This window comes from Halomonas sp. NO4 (genome assembly GCF_010994375.1).
Classification (GTDB): Bacteria; Pseudomonadota; Gammaproteobacteria; order Pseudomonadales; family Halomonadaceae; genus Halomonas.
This window is the reverse complement of sequence record NZ_WHMA01000024.1, coordinates 1-16,948: the sequence shown is the minus strand read 5'-3', so window position 1 is coordinate 16,948 and position 16,948 is coordinate 1. Positions and strand designations below refer to the sequence as shown.

The window sequence follows — 16,948 nt, the reverse complement described above, 5'->3', positions numbered from 1 at the left end:
CACTTGCGATGGTACTTGGGTCTGGGTTCAGCGCTGCCGCAGCCGGATGTCGGTGCGGTCGCGCAGGGAGTCGCCAAGCAGCTGCACGACCAGGGTGACGAGCAGGACGAGCAGCGAAGGAACGATCACCAGCCAGGGCGCGCTGGGCATGTAGTCGCGGCCCTGGCCGACCATGCTGCCGAGCGTGGCGGTCGGTGGGCGCACCCCGAGCCCCAGGAACGACAGGGTCGATTCGAGAAGGACGATCTGCGAGAAGCTGAGGGCGAACATCACCACCAGCGGCGAGACCAGATTGGGCAGGAGATGCCGCGTGGCGATCCGCCAGGGAGACGCTCCGGCCGCCAGTGCCGCCTCGATGAACGGTTGGCCACGCAGCTTCATGACCTCGCCACGCACCACCCGGGCAAAGGTTTCCCAGCCGGCGATGCCCAGCACGATGATCAGCACCATCAGGTCGCCGCCGAAGATCGCCACGGCAAGCAGTGCCAGCAGCGTGAAGGGCAAGGCGATCTGGATGTCGATGGCCCCGGCGACGAGGTCGTCGACGACCCCACCCTTGAGCCCGGCGAAGAGCCCCAGCGTCAGGCCCAGCAGCATGCCGAGCGAGGCGCCGGCCATGCCGATACCCAAGGTGATGCGCAGCGCATGCAACCCGCGCGAGAGGATGTCGCGCCCCAGCTCGTCGGTACCCAGCCAGTGTCCCGCCTTGGCCCCCTCGAAACCGGCAGGCGGGCTCAACCGTGCCAGCAGCGTCTGCTGGTCGGGATCGAACGGCGCCAGCCAGGGCGCCAGGGCAGCCACCGTCAGCAGCACCAGGCCGGCGATGGCAGCCAGGCGGAACGACAGGCCGCTATCGCGCCAGGCGGCGGCCGCACGGGAAGCATGGGCAACAAGGACTGTCATGTGAGACGCGCCCCCAGGCGCACGCGGGGATCGACCCACGCATAGGCGATGTCGATCAGGGTATTGATCGTGACCACGGCAACCGCTACCGCCAGTACGCCGAACTGCAGCACCGGGTAGTCGCGACGTATCGCGGCGCGGACCAGCAGATCGCCGATGCCCCGCCAGGAGAAGATGCTCTCGATCACCACCGCGCCGGAGGAGACGAGTGCGGTGACCATCAGGCCGAACACCGACAGCACCGTGATTAGCGTGTTGCGGAGCACATGCCGAGTCACGACCTCGCGCTCGGACAGTCCCTTGGCGCGCGCCGTGCGCAGGTAATCCTGCCCCAGCACATCCAGGGTGGCATTGCGGGTGTAGCGAATGAGTGCCGCGATGTAGGTCAGCGACAGTGCCGTGACCGGCATCAGGTAGTGGGCCCAGGTATCATTGCCGGCACTCGGCAGGATCTGCAGCCAGTAGGAGAAGACCAGCAGCAGCAGGGTGGCCAGCACGAAGTTGGGGGTGGCATAGCCGAGGAATGCCAGCGTCATGACCCCCTGGGCGGAGGCGTCGCGCCGCCTCACCGCGGCGAAGATGCCGGCGGGCACGGCCACGACCAGGGTCAGCAGGATGGCACCGCCGATCAGCTGCAGCGTGGGGCCGACGCGCTCCCAGAATACCTGGGTGACCGGGCGCCGTTCGGTGAAGGAAAGCCCGAACTCCCCCTCGACGATACCGCGCAGGTAGCGCCAGTACTGGGTCAGGATATCCTCGCGCAGGCCGTAGTAGGCGATCAGCTCGCTGCGGCTCTGGGCATCCAGCCCCTCGCCGGCAATGAAGTCGATGGCATTTCCCGACAGGCGAGTGGCGAAGAATACCAGCGTGATCACCACGAACAGGGTGACGACCAGCTTGACCAGGCGCATCGACAGAAAGCTCAGCATGTCGCGTCTCCCAGCAGATGCCCGAGACCGAGGTTCGGCACCACCCGAAGAAACGCCATGCCCAGCGCGTCGGCACCGGCGCCGTCGGTCGCCTCGTTGTCCCCGATCATTACCGCTCGGTCGGCGGTCGCCCCGGCACGCTCCATGGCGATGGCGAACAGGTGAGGTTCCGGCTTGCCGATCACGTGGAAGCGCTGCCGGGGACGAATGCTGCGGATCGCCGCCAGCAGCGCGCCGGTCTCCGGTACCGGCGTGCCCGCAAGGCTGGGATGGCTGACGTCCGGATTCGCCACGACGAGTTCCGCGCCGGCCTCGAGAAGGTCAAGGATGCGTTGCAATGCGGCGTAGTCGAAGCTGACGTCACGGCACAGCAGTACGGTGCCGGGCTCCTGCTCCGAGACGTCGAGACCCAGCCGCTCGGCGTAGGCGACCAGCGTCTGGCTGGCGAAAAGGGCGACCGGCGTTGCGGGCGCTCGCTGCGACAAGGCTCTCACCGCTTCGGCCCCCGCCAGGATCAACCGCTCGTCGGCGATCGGCAGCCCCAGGTCGCGCAGCCGAGCCCCAAGGCTCGCGGGCGAATCCGTCGAGTTGTTGGAGACGATCCAGAGCCGTTCGCCAATGGAGCGGCAGAACGCCTGGACGCCCGGCAACGCCACCTCGCCGCTGATCAAGCAGCCGTCCAGGTCGCAGAGAATTGCCTGCCAGTGCGGGTCCATGACATCGGGTGATCGGAAAGGCCGGTTTTCGGCGGCCAGGGTGGGGGCACGTTGCGGCAAGGGTCGGGCTCCGGTGAATGGGCTCACGGGAGCAGAGTGAAGTCACGCTTTGACAATATTGTTGCAATCTAAAGCTGATCTTTTAGTGACTGAACTTTCACTAGGAATCGACCATGACCTTTTCCGCTTCGGCGAGACGCGCGCTGCATGCCGTGCTGACCACCGGCTCCTATGCCGCGGCGGCACGCCATGCCGGGGTGAGCCAGCCCGCCATCGCTCAACAGATCAAGGCGTTGGAGCGCCATTGCGGCACTCCGCTCTTCGAACGCCGCGACGGCCACCTGGTGCCGACTGCCTTCTGCGAGGAGCTGACCGGCATTACCGAGGGCATCGACGTTCTGGAAGCGCAGGCGGCCCGGCTGCTGGAACGCCGCCAATCGATCCAGTCGGGCCATCTGCGCATCGGCCTGGGCAACTCGATGCCCGGCATGGCGCTGATCGCTGCCTTTCAACGTGAATACCCCGCCGTGACGCTGTCGGTGGTGCTCAGCGACTTCGCCAACATCATCCGGGGCGTAGTGGAAGGAGAGCTGGATGTCGGCGTGCTGCCCAACGTGCCGCAGGACAGACGCTTCGTTCGGGAGAGCCTGATCGACCAGGACGTGGTGGCCATCGCTCACCCCGACGACCCTATCTCGCGTTTCGACCGCATCGACTGCGAACAGCTGATGCAGAGCCCCCTGATCTTTCGTAGCCGCGGCTCGTCGACCCAGGCGATGGTCGACGCCGCCTTCCGTCAGGCTGGTCTCGAGCCACGCGCCAGGCTGGTGCTGGATACGCGCGATGGGGTCTGCGAGGCAGTGGCCAACCGCCTGGGCGTGGGTTTCATGTGGCGACACGGAACGGGGCGCACCGATACCATCCACCGCATCACCGTCACCGGCATGGGAGCGCCTTGCCCTGAATCGGTATTTCGCCTATCCGAAACGCAGGACCCCATCGTCAGAGCCTTCTTCGTTACCGCGAAGAATTTCCGCCGGCATGCCGAGGTGTTGAAGGCGGGATGATCTCACGGTGTCTTCCGGCAATCGGTGGCATGCCCTAGCCGGGATGGACGGGGCAGTGAGTCTCTCCTCCGACCTGCTGGTCAAGGGCTGCCCGGAACATGTTGGGATGGGTGCAGCATGCGCTATGGGCTTGCGAGTGCGGTTCAAGGCGAGTGTGCTGGTACTGAATCCAACAAGCGCACAATGCTTTCGGTGCGGTCTGTCAGCAGCTCGGCACAGCGCTCCAGAGCCTCCTGCAGGTCCATAGGTCCACTGGCAAGGGCAAAGGCCGCTGTCACGCCTTCGTGGTATGCCAACTGCCACCCATCGCCGAGGCTGCCGGCCAGGACGACCACGGGGACTCCCGCGTCCCGTGCACAGCGAGCGATGCCAATCGGCGTCTTCCCGGCCAGGCTCTGCCCGTCCAGCCTTCCCTCGCCGGTAATGACCAGATCGGCCTGTTCCAGTCGCTGCCGAAACCCCACCTGGGCCATCACGAGCTCAATGCCCGGGCGCAGCGCTGCCCCAAGAAATGTGCGTGCCGCGAACCCCATGCCGCCGGCCGCTCCCGAACCGGGTAAATCGCGGTAATCGCCCCCTTGAGTCTCGGTCACCTTGTCGGCGAAATGCGCAAGCGCAGCGTCCAACCTGGCGACATCCTCCTTGCTGGCGCCTTTCTGGGGGCCGAATACGGCACTGGCCCCGCGTTCACCGAGCAGGGGATTATCCACATCCACGGCCGTCTCGACGACCACGTCAGCCAGGCGGGGATCAAGGCCGTCGAGATCCAGCCGGGCCAGATTGAGCAGTGCCATACCTCCGGGTGGCAAGGGTCGTCCCTGGTCATCCAGCAGCCTGGCGCCCAAGGCCTGCAACATACCGGCGCCCGCATCGTTGGTCGCGCTGCCGCCGAGCATGAGCAACAGGCGCTCGGCGCCGGCATCGAGGGCGGCGAGAATCAGCTCGCCGACCCCATGGGTGGAGCTGTTCAGCGCGGTACGCTCGTGTGGCGCTAGCTGTTGTAACCCACAGGCCTCGGCCAGCTCGATGTAGGCCGTTCGGGTAGCCGGGTGCCAGCCCCACTCTGCCCGGCAGGCACGTCCCAAGGCATCCTGTACCGTTTGGTAACGCCGCTGCGCCCCCGTCGAGACAACCAGGGCGTCGAGCGTTCCTTCCCCACCATCCCCCATGGGACACGCATCCCATTGCGCCGTTGGCAAGGCTCGCCGAATCCCAGCCACCATCGCATTGACGGCTTCACGGGCCGTCAGGGCATCCTTGTAGCTATCTGGCGCCAGGATGATGTGCACGCTGTACCTCCTCTTAACTGTCCTCGGGGTCACGCGCCGGGCGCCGGGTGCTGCCGCGTAGCATCGGCGTGACCGGCAGCGTGATGTGCTCCGGGGCGGTGTCGGTCTGGTTTATCTGTCCCATCAGCAGTTCCGTGGCCTTCATGATCATCTGATCGACGGGCTGCTGCAGGGTCGTCAAGGAGTGACTGGGCCAGGCCGCCATCGGCACATCGTCGAAACCGATTACCGAGACGTCATCCGGCACCGTCAGGCCGAACTCATGGCTCAAGGTCTCCATGGCGGCGATCGCCATCAGATCGTTGGCACAGAACAGCGCATCCGGAGGCGACGAGGCGGCAAACAGGCGTCGCGTGGCTTGACAGGCATCTGCGTAGCGGTAGTTGCCCACTTCCAGCGCCTGGCAGGCTACGCCTTCGGTGGCAAGCCCTTCGATAAAGCCGTCGTGTCGCTGCCGATCGGTGGAGGAGTCGGGCAGCCCCGCAAGGTAGGCGATGCGGCGATGGCCAAGTGAGGCGAGGTAACGACCGGCCCAGTACCCCCCGCTGACGTTGTCGCTGCCGACCTGGCTGATCCCGGCATAGTTCACGGTGCGGTTGATGATCACGACAGGAATGCCGAAATCCGCGACTTCCTCTGCCTGAGCGTTGTCGAGGGTGATGGCCAGCATCAGCACGCCCTCGACCTGGCTTCTGATGATGTCGTCGATGACCGTGGCGAACCCCCTGTCGGACGGGGCGAAAAACAGCAGCAGGTGATACCCCTGTTGCTGAAAGAAGCGCGAGGCCTTTTCCAGCATGAAGGTATAGAAGGGGTTTTCAAGGCTGTAGGTCACCACGGCAATGGTGCGACTGGAGCGGGTGATCAGCGAGCGGGCGATCGAGTTGGGGCGATACCCCAGCTCTCGCGCCGCCGCCATCACCTTCTTGCGCGTTTTTTCCGCCACCTTGGGATCAGGCGAAAAACTGCGGCTCACCGCCGACTGCGACACGCCAGCCAGCTTGGCCACATCACGGGACGTTACGGATTTCCTTTTCATGTATCACGCTCTCAGAGGATCGGACAGATCATGCACAACGCGATTCATCAGAACCGGAGACCGTGACTTGCCCCACCCTGTTTTCACAGCCTCTCCAGAGACCGGTACTGGGCAATCTTCTTCACATAGACGGAGCTGTTGTCCAGCGCTCCCTGTACTTCTTCGTCGCTCAGCTCCCTCACCACCTTCGCCGGGGCGCCGACGATCAGCGAGCGGGGTGGGAACCGCTTGCCGGACGTGATCAGCGCACCGGCACCGATGATGCAATGATCGCCAATCTCGGCGCCATTGAGCAGTGTCGCGTTCATACCCACCAGCACACCATCGCCGATACGGCAGCCGTGCAGCATGGCCAGGTGACCGACGGTCACCTGGCGGCCGATGGTGACCGGATAACCGGGATCGGTGTGCACTACGCAGCCGTCCTGCAGGTTGCTGCCTTCCCCTACGGTGATCGGTTCATTGTCACCGCGTAGCACAGCTCCGGGCCAGACAGTGACCTCATGGGCGAGATGGATGCGACCGATCAGCGTGGCCTCATCCAGCACCATGGCGCCAGGTTCGATGTCTGGCGCGTGACCTTCCAGTCGATAGACCGGCATGAGCAAATCTCCTTAGAAGCCGACCTGGTCGGCGCCTTTCAGCTGCAGCATCTCACGTGCCTCGTCGGGGGTCGCTACCTCGAAGGAGAGGCCTTCGAGGATTTCACGAACCTTGGTCACCTGACTGGCATTGCTTTCGGCCAGCTTGCCCGGTGAGAGCCACAGGGAATCCTCGAGTCCCACGCGAACATGGCCGCCCATGGCCGCCGCCTGGGCGGCGATGCGCATCTGACCGCTACCGGCACCCAGCACGGACCACTCGTAGTCATCGCCGAACAGTCGGTTGGCGGTGCGGCGCATGTGCATCACGTCCTCCGGGTGGGGACCGATGCCGCCGAGAATGCCGAACACGCTCTGCACGAAGATGCGACCTCCCACGATGCCCCGATCCATCAGGTTGCGCAGGCTGTAGAGGTGGCCAATATCGTAGCACTCGCATTCGAAGCGTGTGCCATTCTCCCCTCCGAGGGTCATGGCCTTCTCGATGTCGGCGAAGGTGTTCTTGAACACCAGGTCGCGACTGTTCTCGAGGTGGGCGCGCTCCCACTCGTGCTGGAAGCTGTCATAGCGATTGAGCATGGGGAACAGGCCGAAGTTGATCGAGCCCATGTTCATCGAGGCAAGCTCCGGCTTGAACTCCATGGCCGGGCGCATTCGCTCTTCCACGGTCATGTGGGGGCTGCCGCCGGTGGTGAGGTTGATGACTGCATCGGTGGAAGCCTTGATGCGCGGCAGGAAGCGCTCGAACATGGCGGGATCCTGCGTGGGCTTTCCGGTATCGGGGTCGCGTGCATGGAGGTGAAGGATGGAGGCCCCTGCCTCGGCGGCGGCGATGCCCGCCTCGGCGATCTCCTCCGGGGTAACCGGCAGGTGCGGTGACATGGAGGGGGTGTGAATGGCACCGGTCACGGCGCAGGTAATGATGACCTTGCGTTGGGTAGCCATGGAATGTTTCTCCTCGTGGGTAATGGATGTCAGGAAGGGGAAAAGCGGCGCTGATGGGCCATCAGCGCCATGAGGCGACGGTCGCGCCAGGCTTGCCGGTCGGCGAGACCGCCGGTTGGCAACCGCTCCCGGCGCTCCTTGTCCAGCTCGGCGAGCGTCGCGGGATCCCACGGATCGTCGTCACCGCGCTGGCGATCGACGTCGCGGTACAGGGGCCCGTAGCGCTGGCCATAATCGACCACGCCGGATGGGGCATTGAGATCGATGGTCTCGAAGGGCCCCATGAAGGACCAGCGCAGCCCCAACCCGTGCTTGACGGTCTTGTCGAGATCCTCAGCGGAGACGTAACCGTCGCGGAACAGGCGCAGCGCTTCGTTGAGCAGGGCGCCCTGCAGGCGGTTGAGAATGAAGCCCTGGATTTCCTTGCGGACCAGGATGGGTGCCTGGCGGGCCTGCTCCATGAGACGCATGGTGCGGTTCACCGCTGCCTCCGACGTGGCCGGGGCGGGGGCGACCTCGACCAGAGGGATCAGGTAGGGCGGGTTCACCGGATGGGCGACCAGGCAGCGTTCCGGATGCTCCAGGTGATCGGTGAACTGCGAGGCGGCGATGCCCGAGGTGGAGCTGGCCAGCACGGTGTCCACGGCCGTTACTGCCTCGAGGTCGGCGTAGATGCGCTGCTTTGCCTCGACATCCTCGGGACCGCATTCCTGGATGTACTCTGCGCCAGCCATGGCGCGTGCCAGATCGCTCTCTGTCTGGATCAGCGACAGGGGGGCTTCTACGTCCTCGATCAGGCCAGCCTGCTGGAGATCATCGAGGGATTGGCGGATAGCCTCCCGTGCCTTGTCCAGGGCGCCGGCATCCACATCGTAGAGGGACACGGGCATACCGGCCCTGGCGAAGACGATGGCCCAGGCGCGACCAATCAAGCCGGCACCGAGAATACCTATGCGAGCTGTCATGAGTTGACTCCTTTGCCGGTCACAGGGATTCGACGTTGGCGCAGACGCTCAGCGCCTGACCCGAGATGTTGGTGCCGCCCGGCGCCGACAGGAACAGCGCCATGGCGGCGATATCGGTAGGTTCCACCATCCGTCGCATCGAGATCTTGGCGAGGTTTTCCTGCTCCATCTCGGCGTAGCTGATCCCGCGCTTGGCGGCGCGATCCTCGATGACCTTCTCGATGCGCGGCCCGCGCACGATACCGGGCAGGATGGCGTTCACTCGCACCCCCTCGGGGCCAAGCTCACAGGCCAGGCTCTTGGTCAGTCCGACGACAGCCCATTTGCTGGCGGCGTAGGGTGTGCGATAGGCAAAACCGAGGCGGCCGGCGACCGAGGCCAGGTTGATCAAAAGGCCCTGACTTTCGCGCAGTAGTGATGCGGCGCGATGGGCGACGCGGTACTGGCCGTTGAGATTGATATCGATGGTGCGGGTCCAGGTGTCTTCATCGATCTCGTCGATCCCGGCGGTGGGCCCGGCAATGCCGGCGTTGTTGACTACCACATCGAGTCCGCCCAGAGCGGCTGCATCCTGGAAGAGTCGGTCGACATCCGCTTTCTGGCTGACATCGGCCTGGGTGTGCGTGATGCCTTCGGGAAGGGCCGCCAGGGCCTGAGTGTCGATATCACAGACGTGCACGCGAGCGCCCGCCTCCTGGAAGGCCTTGGCCATGGCCAGGCCGATGCCATTGGCGCCGGCGGTGATCAGGACTCTGAGGCCGTGGCGCGGCGCCAGACTTTCTACGACGGACATAGGGTTCACTCCTTAAAGGGGACTTACAGCGAAGGCAGCCAGGTGGACAGGAAGGGCAGCAGGCTGATGATCAGCAGGTTGATGAGCACGATGCCGACGAAGGGCATGACGGCCCAGGTGAGACGGGCGATACCGATATGGGTGATCTGCGAGGCCACGAAGAGGTTGAGCCCGACCGGCGGTGTGAACATGCCCATGGCCAGGTTGACCACCATGATGACGCCGAAGTGGACCGGGTCGAAGCCGAAGCCGATCGCAATGGGCAGCAGGATTGGCACGAATATCAAAATTGCGGCGGCCGCCTCGATGAACATTCCGGCCACCAGCAGCAGGAGGTTGGCCAGGATGATGAACAGCAGCGGGCTGTCGATGGCTGACACAACGAAATCGGAGATCATGTTCGGCACCCGCAAGCGCTGCAGGATGCGTCCGTAGAGCCCCGCGGCTCCAATGATGCTGAGCACCACGGCAGTGGTGACTGCAGCCTGCTTCAGAATGTCGACCAGATCGGTCAGCTTGATTTCTCGATAGATGACGAAGCCGATCATGAAGGAGTAGGCAACGGCGATCACTGCGGCTTCGGTCGGCGTGAAGATGCCACCGTAGATGCCCCCTAGGATGATGATCGGCATGAGGATCGCCAGGATGGCCTTGCGTCCTGCGCGCAGGACGTCCATCAGGGAGCTCTTTTCGTTGCCTCCCAGGCCGTTGGCCTTGGCGAAAAAGTAAGCGAAGATCAGGAGGGTCAAGGTGACCAGGATGCCCGGCAGTATTCCGGCGATGAACATGTCGCCCACCGAGACGTTGGCGGCAATGCCGTAGAGAATCAGCGGGATACTGGGGGGGATGATCACGCCGAGGGCGCCGGAGGCGGCCTGGTTGGCGGCGGCATAGCTCCCGGGGTAGCCCTTTGCCAGCATCGCGGGGATCAGGATGGAGCCGATCGCTGCGGTGGTGGCCGCTCCCGAGCCGGAAATGGCCGCAAAGAACAGCGAGGTGACGATGGCCACCATCGCCAGCCCCCCTGTCATGCTGCCGACCAGGGTGTTTGAAAAGTCGACCAGACGCTGGGAGATGCCACCTCCTTGCATCAGATAGCCCGCCAGGATGAAGAACGGGATTGCCATTAGCGGGAAGGAATTCACCGAGGCGATGAGCTGCTGAGCGATAACCAGCATCGGCATCAGGTCGCCATGCCAGACGGTCACGGCGGAGGCCAGCCCTAGCGAGAAGGCGATGGGTACGCCGATGATGAACAGCGATATCAGTACCAGAAACAGGAGAAGTGCCATGGTCAGTTCGCCTCCTGCTTGGGTGCATGCGGAATGCCGAGCGCTTCATCGAGCAACAGGCCAAGACTGTTGACCATGATGACCACGCCGCCAGCGGGAATCGCCATGTAAGGCCACATCATGGAGATGCGGGTGCTGGGGGCGGTCTGGCTGGAGACACGATCCATCAGGTCGTAGCCGTACTTGACCATGATGAAGGCGAAGACGGCGGAGCAGAGGATGATGGAGATCCGCAGCAGGCAACCCAGCGTCTTGCCGGCATATTCCAGCACGATGTCCACGGAGATCAGCGCCCCCTTGCGATAGGCATAACCGGCCCCGAGGAAGGTCAGCCAGAGCATGGCGAAACGGGCGATCTCGTCGGAGAAGAACAGGGGACTGCCCACCACGAAGCGGGCGAAGACCTGCCAGAAGATGAGCACTGTCATCACCAGCAAAAGTGCGGCCAGCCCCCAGCCGATCAGACGGTTGAACTGATCGATGGCCCTGTTGGCCAGCAGTAGGTATGTCTTCATGGCATGCCTCATGCGTTAGCGCGGCGCCCGCAGGACATGAAATCTCCTGCGGGCGGGGTGGGGCTCAGTACTCGAAGTTGATGGCAGCGTCGACCAGGTCCTCACCGACAGTGGGAGCCCACTCAACGATGACCGGACGTACCGCTTCACGGAAGGGGGCGAGATCGGGGTGGGTCACGGTCATTCCCAGCTCTTCAAGTTCTCCGAGGTAGCGCTGCTCGAGCTCTTGGCTGGCTTCACGCTGGACGGACAGTGCGATCTGTGCCGCTTCCATGATGATCTCTTGATCCTCCTCGCTGAAGGAATTGAAGAGGTCCAGGCCCATCATCAGAGGCGCCGGCGAGTAGACGTGTTGGGTCATGTTCAGGTAGTCCTGAACCTCGTAGAAGTTCACGTCATAGATAGTGGCCAGCGGATTTTCCTGGCTGTCCATCACGCCTTGCTGGAGCGCGGTATAGACCTCAGTCCATGCCATGGGTGTGGCGTTTGCTCCCAGGGCTTCCCAGGTGTCGACCTGGACACGGCTCTCTTGGGTGCGATGGTTGATACCTTCCAGATCACTGGGATGCTCGATCGGTCGTACCGAGTTGGTGTTATGCCGGAAGCCATTCTCCATCCACGACAAGAACTTGACGTTCATGCCTTCCTCGGCCAGCTGGGCAAGATACTCGCCATGCTCGCTATCCATGAAGGCGTAGGCGTGCTCGTGATTTTCGAACACATAGGGGAGATCGAAGAGCATGAATTCGTCGACGAAGCCTCCCATTGGGCCAGTCGATGTAATGCCGGCATCGATCATGCCGAAACCCATGCCCTCTACCACTTCACGTTCGGCGCCGAGTGCATTGTCATAATGAGGTTCAATGGTCAGTCGTCCATCGGAAAGGCGCTCCAGCTCTTCGCCGAACTTGAGGATTCCGATACCCTGCTGTGATTCTGGTCCGAGCGGAAGGCTCACATTGATGACGCGCTCTGCCTGGGCAAAGGCGGTCGTTGATGCGGCCAAGGCGACGGCACCGGCCAAGGAAATGAGGGGAAAGATCCTGGTCTGTAAACGATTCATGCAATACTCCTGATGGTGATCCAGCGTTAGCGCTGGGCGCGTTGTCGTTGTGGTCTGTCATCTACGTCGATGTGGGCTCTGCAGTCGGTGCCCTTACCAGAGGCCAAGCCCAGTGGATGTTCTAGGCGATGATGCATACGTATGCAAGCAAGATCCGGCAATCCCTCGAAGGAGAGCCGTATAACTACCTAATTAATTGGTAAATATACTTTAGTATAAGGTGTGACTACGTATTCATTATATCGAGGGCATGTCCAACATATCAGGCAGCGCTACTGGATATAGTGCAGCGACTGGGAATAGAGGCGGGGAAGACATCGAGCCGTTTTGCGGCACCTCCATATGAAAATTATTGAAAACCGTGCGGACAGTGAATCAATGAAATTCATGTATTCTGAAGCCTCGGCAACATCCGACTTCGCCAGCACGTAGGTGAAGGCCTCAAGAAGGCTCCTTGGGGCAAATGGCTTCACTGCCGGATGCCAACGGAAAGATCCTACTGCAGCTGTAGTTGCCTGTTGGCCTGGCAGCAGCGTCTGGTCGATAGGCTAGGATGAAGGCAAGCAATGCCTGACGGCTGCTGCGAGTATGGCTGTTCACCCACTGACACATCTCTCCCTCGAGCAGCAAGCCCGACGGATCGCGGAGAAAACAGCGCCCTGGGCCGGCTCCGAAGACGCCGCCTGGGTGTGGTACCGCAGCTACCTGATTGCCGCGCCAGGCAGTCGCTCTGCAGCTGGTTGAGGATGGGCATGCCGATGATGTGCTGATGTTGCTGTCACATGCCGACAAGGGAGGGTATACATGACAGAAGCCACGTCCTGCGTTCATCTTTCACGCTGGCTGCGCAATGGAGGGTGATCATGGGTGTCATCGACTTCGAGGTGCTGCGCGCTGCCGAGCAGATCAGCGGTGATAGAACGAAGGCCTTGGCATGGTATCGCCAGCCGCTGCCGGTCTTCGATCATCAGACGCCACAGCAACTGGTCGAGGCGGGCCGCAAGCCCGACCTTCTCCGCTACCTCCAGTCGCTGGAGGCTGGCTGGACTGGCTGACCGATTATCACGGTTGTGACAATTTCTCCTGAGTAGCGCCGTATCCTGTCGCATCTCGCGACAGTTTCTCCCTCTCTCGGTGACAGCCGGAAAATCTGCTGCTTCGAGTAGCCGAGGGTCGTGTGGTGTCATACTGAGTTCAGCCAACCCTGTCGTCGGATGAGGTCAACCCATGGCTGAGACAACAGTTCCTCCCCAGTCCGTAATCCACCTCGCTGAAGAGATCTTCGGGGATAGGGATAAGGCAATCACTTGGCTGGCTCGTCCCAATGAGGCGCTGGGAGGTCAGCCGCCGATCATGCTCTGTGGTACAGAGACTGGTACCAAGCAGGTCAAACGCATTCTTCACGCCCTCGATTGGGGCGGGGCCGTGTGATGGAGTCTTGGAGGACAATTATCCTGGAGGCTCCAGGCCCAGTGAGGCTGCGTTCACTACATGCAGACCAGCCCGCTGTCTCGGATATCTCCGGCGCGGCTCGGTCCCAGGCCGTTTATGCGTGTCAGCGACTCAACGCTGGGCCATGGGCGGCCTTCGATGATGTCGTCGGCACGGGCCGGGCCGATATGCGGCAGTGCGTCGAGCTGCTCGGCGGAGGCGTTGTTGAGATCGATGCAGCGGCGGGATACGGCATCGTCCGTGCTGGCGCTGCTTTCAGTGGTGAAGCTGGCTGCCTGCCGATCCAGCTCGGCACCATTGAGTGCGACGTAGACCGGCGCGTGGTCCGACACCAGATCGCGGGCTTCTTCGTGACCCATGCCCAGCAGCTCCGGGAAGCGCAGAATGCCTTGCCCGGTGATGGGCAGCCGGCCCGCCTCGCTCCAGAGGTTGTCGTAGAGGTTGGCGTATTGGCCGTTGGTGCTGCTGAGGGTCGTCGCGCCCTGCGTGATCGACGGTGCTGCGCCGAGGTCGCGCAGCGGCGACCAGCCGTCATGCTGTGGCGGTAGGTTGTAGTCTCCCATCAGCAGACGTGGCGTGTCCGGATAGGCCTCAGCCAGCCACTGCCAGTAGTCTGCCAGTGCGTCGATCTCCGGCAGACGGTCGCTGATGCTGTCACCGTACACCACGTGCACTGTGGCAGCGGCGAACTCGGTGCCGACATCTCGGTCCTGGAACACAGCGGAATAGGGCTCGCGGGCGAAGACGTCGCGTTGGTCGAGAAAAACGACGGCGCCGCCGGTGTACTCCACCTCTCTCTCGCGCCACAGAAAGCCGTAGTGCTCGCGGTAGCTGCTGCGGCCCAGGTCATCACTGGCCATGGCTGACCACGCTTCTCCGGATAGGGCTTCCAGCTCGCGCTCAAGCCGTTGCAGGGCCGTGGGATCCATCAGCTCCTGGATGGCCAGCAGGTCGAAGTGGTTGGCCACATGCGTGACGGCATCAAAGGCCTTGTCGTTGTTCCAGCCCAAGTGTTTGATGTTCCAGCTCGCGATCAGTGCATCAGCACTGACAGAGAGCGGTAGGGCGGTGAGAGCGGCAAGGAGAGTGGCTTGGAGAGGTGCTGCTCGCACGGGTCGGCATCCTTGACGGCTACGGGTCGATGATCGACGCACAGTATGCCGCCGCGTACCGCTCGGCGTCTTCCCGTGCCCGGTGTGGAGCCGGTGTGTCCCTCAGGATTTTCATCATCCGTGCTGCCCGCTTGGCACCCAGCGCACCGTACAGTTGGAAGACATCAGCCAGCTGGAACGATGCCTCCATTCCTGCGGCCTTGAAGAGCCGGTCAAGCCAGATGCCGTCGAACGTCAAGGCGTCGCAGAAGACTCTCTCGATGCCCAGCATGTCATTCAGCCGACAGGCGGCATCGACCACGGTGATCCCTTCCTCGAACAGCCGTAAACGCGGGATGCCATGCAAGGCTTCGGCATTGCCATCCCAGTGGGACCAGGTGTCGATGGGACGGATCAGGAAGGCATCGCTGTTGCCCAGTGTGTCGGCCCAGCCGATCTCGATGGGGTAGCTATCCGGTTGCTCGAGCCCTGATGCCTCGACATCGAGGAAGGTGATCAGGGGCAGGTTGCTGAAAGCGGTCGCGGTAGTCATGGGGCCTGTCGTTTACACCACCTCTCGCCCCACGGCCGGTGTCGCCTGCCAGGCTCGCACCGCTTCCATCTCGGGCGCCTCCGGATCGCACTCGGCCAACAGCTGCTCGAGCTCGGAATGGTTTGCCGCCTTGGCCAGGTCCTCGTGTTCCAGGGAAGCGCTCAGCGTCGCGCGACTGGTAAAGGCGTCATTGCTGTCTCTCGGCGGAATCATGTGCCAACTCCTCGATCCAGCCGTCCAAACAGATCCAGCACTGGTTGGGGATCGTCTTCCATGACATCGATGGGACGCTGCAGCCCCAGGCCCTTCGCTTCTTTGTGCAGCCAGCGGTCGGCGGCGCTGCGATCACCTTCGAACAGTTCGATCGCTGCCCGCCAAACGGCGATTGCGCTATCCTCCTTCGTGGGCTCCAGTGGCGCGTCGCGTCGGCCCATCATCGCAGCCTCCAGCGCTTGCGCAGCGTGTGGACAGATAGAGGGATGCTACTATGCCGAACCAAGACAGGGACACCACGGGGCTAAAGACCGCTGTCACGATCCTGGGGAAGTGGGGCGCCACCACTGATCAGGGTACGGCGATTCTGAACGTCACTCCTGCCACTTACAGTCAAGCGCAGCGCCGTGATCCGGAATGGCGCGTCAGTCTGGACGATGATCAGCTCACCCGCATCAGCTACGTGCTTAACATCCATGCCGCGCTTCGGGTTCTCTTCGACAACCCCGATAACCTGTATGGCTTCATGAGCATGGCCAATGACAACGAAGGCTTCGATGGCCGGTCAGCACTGGAAGTCATCGCCTGCGGCGACCTTGGCACGCTACGCGAGACGTGGCTGCGCGTGAACATGGAGCGTCCTGCGGTCATCGCTGATGAAGGCAGGGTCACTCTGTGACTGCCGTGCGGTCGGGTGGCGATGGTGGCTCAATCACGACTCCCCTCCTTGGCATACAGCATCGAGATGCCGACGCACGGCCCACATGCCTTCCAGTCCGCCATGGCGTATACGCTCGATCGGCGCGACTTCCTGGAACAGTGCGTTTTGGTTTGGCTGGTGAAGCCAGCGCCGTTGCCGTTCCGGCGGGGGGAACAAGAGTGCCAGCGCCTTGTAGATCCCCAGCAGCAGAGAGGCTCGCTCGGCCTGCTCAGGATTCAGTGCCGCTCGGGATGGGTCGCCCAACCAGGTTCGATACGTCGCCATCTCCACGCCGAGCAGAGCCGCCATATCGACGTGCGACAGGCCCCACTCGGCAGCGATGTTCGGCATGGTGCGCATGATCGCGGCACTCATGGCGGCATTGTCATGGGCTTCCCAGTCCTCGGCGCCCACCGGCTCGAACGGTCGGTCGTATTCACGCACCGACCCCTTCAGACGCTCCAGAATCTGATCACGGTGGACGAAGGCATCATCGCTCACGCCTTCGCTGGCAAACCATGCCGGCCACTCGCCTTGCGGCTTCTTCACATCCGTGGTCGAGCTGAAGAGCGGCGAGAGGAGCGTTCCTTCGCCGGCACGCTCCTCCAGTTTCCCGGCCAACAGCATCTCCTCTCGGGAAGGGTAGTGTCGCAGCAGGCGCCAGGCTTCCTGGCGGATAGCCTCGGGGAGCGAAAGATCCTGTGCGATCTCGATCAGGAACGCGCGTGCCTGAATGACGGCTCGTGTTCGCTCAAAAGGTGTCCTGATTACGCATAAGGCTCAGCCAGCTTCAGGAGCCGATACGGCATCGGTGGTGTTCT

Annotated in this window: 20 protein-coding genes; 3 read left to right on the top strand and 17 right to left on the bottom strand. The window is 62.9% G+C overall.

Annotated elements, in window-relative coordinates; genetic code table 11:
• Nucleotides 1-27 precede the first annotated feature (27 nt).
• Genes FEF15_RS14415 through FEF15_RS14405 form a run of 3 tightly spaced genes read right to left on the bottom strand, consistent with a single transcriptional unit; the run spans nucleotide 28 to nucleotide 2,608 of the window.
• A complete protein-coding gene (locus FEF15_RS14415; protein WP_163559869.1) occupies nucleotides 28-903 on the bottom strand; it encodes an ABC transporter permease in 876 nt (291 codons plus the stop codon).
• Nucleotides 900-1,832, bottom strand: a complete 933-nt coding sequence (locus FEF15_RS14410) for an ABC transporter permease (RefSeq protein WP_163559868.1) — start codon at nucleotides 1,830-1,832, stop codon at nucleotides 900-902. The genes FEF15_RS14415 and FEF15_RS14410 overlap by 4 nt, the downstream gene beginning before the upstream one ends.
• Entirely contained in the window at nucleotides 1,826-2,608 is a 783-nt protein-coding gene (locus tag FEF15_RS14405; protein ID WP_205598545.1) for an HAD family hydrolase, read from the bottom strand. Before FEF15_RS14405 ends, FEF15_RS14410 begins: the two co-directional genes overlap by 7 nt.
• Nucleotides 2,609-2,721: 113 nt before the next feature.
• On the opposite strand from FEF15_RS14405, the gene FEF15_RS14400 reads away from it, so the two are divergent.
• Nucleotides 2,722-3,615, top strand: coding sequence for a LysR family transcriptional regulator (locus FEF15_RS14400; protein WP_163559867.1), 894 nt, complete (start codon nucleotides 2,722-2,724; stop codon nucleotides 3,613-3,615).
• A 143-nt stretch (nucleotides 3,616-3,758) separates the two neighbouring features.
• Here the strand turns inward: FEF15_RS14400 and FEF15_RS14395 are convergent, their stop codons facing one another.
• From FEF15_RS14395 to FEF15_RS14355, 9 genes are all read right to left on the bottom strand, one after another.
• A complete protein-coding gene (locus FEF15_RS14395) occupies nucleotides 3,759-4,904 on the bottom strand; it encodes a glycerate kinase (RefSeq protein ID WP_163559866.1) in 1,146 nt (381 codons plus the stop codon).
• A 13-nt stretch (nucleotides 4,905-4,917) separates the two neighbouring features.
• On the bottom strand, nucleotides 4,918-5,943 hold the full coding sequence (locus FEF15_RS14390; RefSeq protein WP_163559865.1) for a LacI family DNA-binding transcriptional regulator: 1,026 nt from the start codon (nucleotides 5,941-5,943) through the stop codon (nucleotides 4,918-4,920).
• An 83-nt stretch (nucleotides 5,944-6,026) separates the two neighbouring features.
• Nucleotides 6,027-6,545: a gamma carbonic anhydrase family protein gene (locus FEF15_RS14385; RefSeq protein ID WP_163559864.1), complete on the bottom strand. Its 519-nt coding sequence runs from the start codon at nucleotides 6,543-6,545 to the stop codon at nucleotides 6,027-6,029.
• Nucleotides 6,546-6,557: 12 nt separating this feature from the next.
• Nucleotides 6,558-7,490 (bottom strand): 3-keto-5-aminohexanoate cleavage protein, encoded by a 933-nt coding sequence (locus FEF15_RS14380; RefSeq protein ID WP_163559863.1) that lies wholly within the window; start codon nucleotides 7,488-7,490, stop codon nucleotides 6,558-6,560.
• A gap of 29 nt (nucleotides 7,491-7,519) precedes the next feature.
• Entirely contained in the window at nucleotides 7,520-8,455 is a 936-nt protein-coding gene (locus tag FEF15_RS14375) for a 3-hydroxyacyl-CoA dehydrogenase (protein ID WP_163559862.1), read from the bottom strand.
• 19 nt (nucleotides 8,456-8,474) lie between these two features.
• Nucleotides 8,475-9,248, bottom strand: a complete 774-nt coding sequence (locus FEF15_RS14370; RefSeq protein ID WP_163559861.1) for an SDR family oxidoreductase — start codon at nucleotides 9,246-9,248, stop codon at nucleotides 8,475-8,477.
• Between the two features lie 23 nt (nucleotides 9,249-9,271).
• Nucleotides 9,272-10,540, bottom strand: a complete 1,269-nt coding sequence (locus tag FEF15_RS14365; RefSeq protein WP_163559860.1) for a TRAP transporter large permease — start codon at nucleotides 10,538-10,540, stop codon at nucleotides 9,272-9,274.
• Nucleotides 10,541-10,542: 2 nt separating this feature from the next.
• Nucleotides 10,543-11,055 (bottom strand): TRAP transporter small permease, encoded by a 513-nt coding sequence (locus FEF15_RS14360; RefSeq protein WP_163559859.1) that lies wholly within the window; start codon nucleotides 11,053-11,055, stop codon nucleotides 10,543-10,545.
• A 64-nt stretch (nucleotides 11,056-11,119) separates the two neighbouring features.
• The gene (locus FEF15_RS14355; RefSeq protein ID WP_163559858.1) at nucleotides 11,120-12,118 is read right to left on the bottom strand and encodes a DctP family TRAP transporter solute-binding subunit; all 999 of its coding nucleotides are present in this window, start codon (nucleotides 12,116-12,118) and stop codon (nucleotides 11,120-11,122) included.
• Between the two features lie 863 nt (nucleotides 12,119-12,981).
• Between FEF15_RS14355 and FEF15_RS14350 the strand changes: the two genes are divergently transcribed.
• Nucleotides 12,982-13,173 carry an antitoxin Xre/MbcA/ParS toxin-binding domain-containing protein gene (locus FEF15_RS14350; RefSeq protein WP_240454185.1) on the top strand — a complete coding sequence of 64 codons (192 nt, stop codon included), beginning with the start codon at nucleotides 12,982-12,984 and terminating at the stop codon, nucleotides 13,171-13,173.
• Between the two features lie 432 nt (nucleotides 13,174-13,605).
• Here the strand turns inward: FEF15_RS14350 and FEF15_RS14340 are convergent, their stop codons facing one another.
• From FEF15_RS14340 to FEF15_RS14325, 4 genes are read right to left on the bottom strand one after another with little or no spacing between them, the layout of a single operon-like run.
• Entirely contained in the window at nucleotides 13,606-14,682 is a 1,077-nt protein-coding gene (locus FEF15_RS14340) for a helix-hairpin-helix domain-containing protein (protein WP_163559855.1), read from the bottom strand.
• A 19-nt stretch (nucleotides 14,683-14,701) separates the two neighbouring features.
• On the bottom strand, nucleotides 14,702-15,214 hold the full coding sequence (locus tag FEF15_RS14335) for a hypothetical protein (protein WP_163559854.1): 513 nt from the start codon (nucleotides 15,212-15,214) through the stop codon (nucleotides 14,702-14,704).
• Nucleotides 15,215-15,226: 12 nt separating this feature from the next.
• Nucleotides 15,227-15,427 carry a hypothetical protein gene (locus tag FEF15_RS14330; protein ID WP_205598544.1) on the bottom strand — a complete coding sequence of 67 codons (201 nt, stop codon included), beginning with the start codon at nucleotides 15,425-15,427 and terminating at the stop codon, nucleotides 15,227-15,229.
• Entirely contained in the window at nucleotides 15,424-15,651 is a 228-nt protein-coding gene (locus FEF15_RS14325; RefSeq protein ID WP_163559853.1) for an antitoxin Xre/MbcA/ParS toxin-binding domain-containing protein, read from the bottom strand. The genes FEF15_RS14330 and FEF15_RS14325 overlap by 4 nt, the downstream gene beginning before the upstream one ends.
• 50 nt (nucleotides 15,652-15,701) lie before the next feature.
• Between FEF15_RS14325 and FEF15_RS14320 the strand changes: the two genes are divergently transcribed.
• The gene (locus FEF15_RS14320) at nucleotides 15,702-16,106 is read left to right on the top strand and encodes a hypothetical protein (RefSeq protein ID WP_163559852.1); all 405 of its coding nucleotides are present in this window, start codon (nucleotides 15,702-15,704) and stop codon (nucleotides 16,104-16,106) included.
• Nucleotides 16,107-16,139: 33 nt separating this feature from the next.
• Here FEF15_RS14320 and FEF15_RS19275 read toward each other — a convergent pair whose 3' ends face one another.
• Nucleotides 16,140-16,748 carry an antitoxin Xre-like helix-turn-helix domain-containing protein gene (locus tag FEF15_RS19275; RefSeq protein WP_205598543.1) on the bottom strand — a complete coding sequence of 203 codons (609 nt, stop codon included), beginning with the start codon at nucleotides 16,746-16,748 and terminating at the stop codon, nucleotides 16,140-16,142.
• Nucleotides 16,749-16,948: the final 200 nt, after the last annotated feature.

What these genes read in the sequence shown, in the direction of transcription:
- FEF15_RS14415 (WP_163559869.1), bottom strand. Translation starts at nt 903, where the DNA reads ATGACAGTCCTTGTTGCCCATGCTTCCCGTGCGGCCGCCGCCTGGCGC.
- FEF15_RS14410 (WP_163559868.1), bottom strand. Translation starts at nt 1,832, where the DNA reads ATGCTGAGCTTTCTGTCGATGCGCCTGGTCAAGCTGGTCGTCACCCTG.
- FEF15_RS14400 (WP_163559867.1), top strand. Translation starts at nt 2,722, where the DNA reads ATGACCTTTTCCGCTTCGGCGAGACGCGCGCTGCATGCCGTGCTGACC.
- FEF15_RS14390 (WP_163559865.1), bottom strand. Translation starts at nt 5,943, where the DNA reads ATGAAAAGGAAATCCGTAACGTCCCGTGATGTGGCCAAGCTGGCTGGC.
- FEF15_RS14385 (WP_163559864.1), bottom strand. Translation starts at nt 6,545, where the DNA reads ATGCCGGTCTATCGACTGGAAGGTCACGCGCCAGACATCGAACCTGGC.
- FEF15_RS14380 (WP_163559863.1), bottom strand. Translation starts at nt 7,490, where the DNA reads ATGGCTACCCAACGCAAGGTCATCATTACCTGCGCCGTGACCGGTGCC.
- FEF15_RS14375 (WP_163559862.1), bottom strand. Translation starts at nt 8,455, where the DNA reads ATGACAGCTCGCATAGGTATTCTCGGTGCCGGCTTGATTGGTCGCGCC.
- FEF15_RS14370 (WP_163559861.1), bottom strand. Translation starts at nt 9,248, where the DNA reads ATGTCCGTCGTAGAAAGTCTGGCGCCGCGCCACGGCCTCAGAGTCCTG.
- FEF15_RS14365 (WP_163559860.1), bottom strand. Translation starts at nt 10,540, where the DNA reads ATGGCACTTCTCCTGTTTCTGGTACTGATATCGCTGTTCATCATCGGC.
- FEF15_RS14360 (WP_163559859.1), bottom strand. Translation starts at nt 11,055, where the DNA reads ATGAAGACATACCTACTGCTGGCCAACAGGGCCATCGATCAGTTCAAC.
- FEF15_RS14355 (WP_163559858.1), bottom strand. Translation starts at nt 12,118, where the DNA reads ATGAATCGTTTACAGACCAGGATCTTTCCCCTCATTTCCTTGGCCGGT.
- FEF15_RS14350 (WP_240454185.1), top strand. Translation starts at nt 12,982, where the DNA reads ATGGGTGTCATCGACTTCGAGGTGCTGCGCGCTGCCGAGCAGATCAGC.
- FEF15_RS14335 (WP_163559854.1), bottom strand. Translation starts at nt 15,214, where the DNA reads ATGACTACCGCGACCGCTTTCAGCAACCTGCCCCTGATCACCTTCCTC.
- FEF15_RS14330 (WP_205598544.1), bottom strand. Translation starts at nt 15,427, where the DNA reads ATGATTCCGCCGAGAGACAGCAATGACGCCTTTACCAGTCGCGCGACG.
- FEF15_RS14325 (WP_163559853.1), bottom strand. Translation starts at nt 15,651, where the DNA reads ATGATGGGCCGACGCGACGCGCCACTGGAGCCCACGAAGGAGGATAGC.
- FEF15_RS14320 (WP_163559852.1), top strand. Translation starts at nt 15,702, where the DNA reads ATGCCGAACCAAGACAGGGACACCACGGGGCTAAAGACCGCTGTCACG.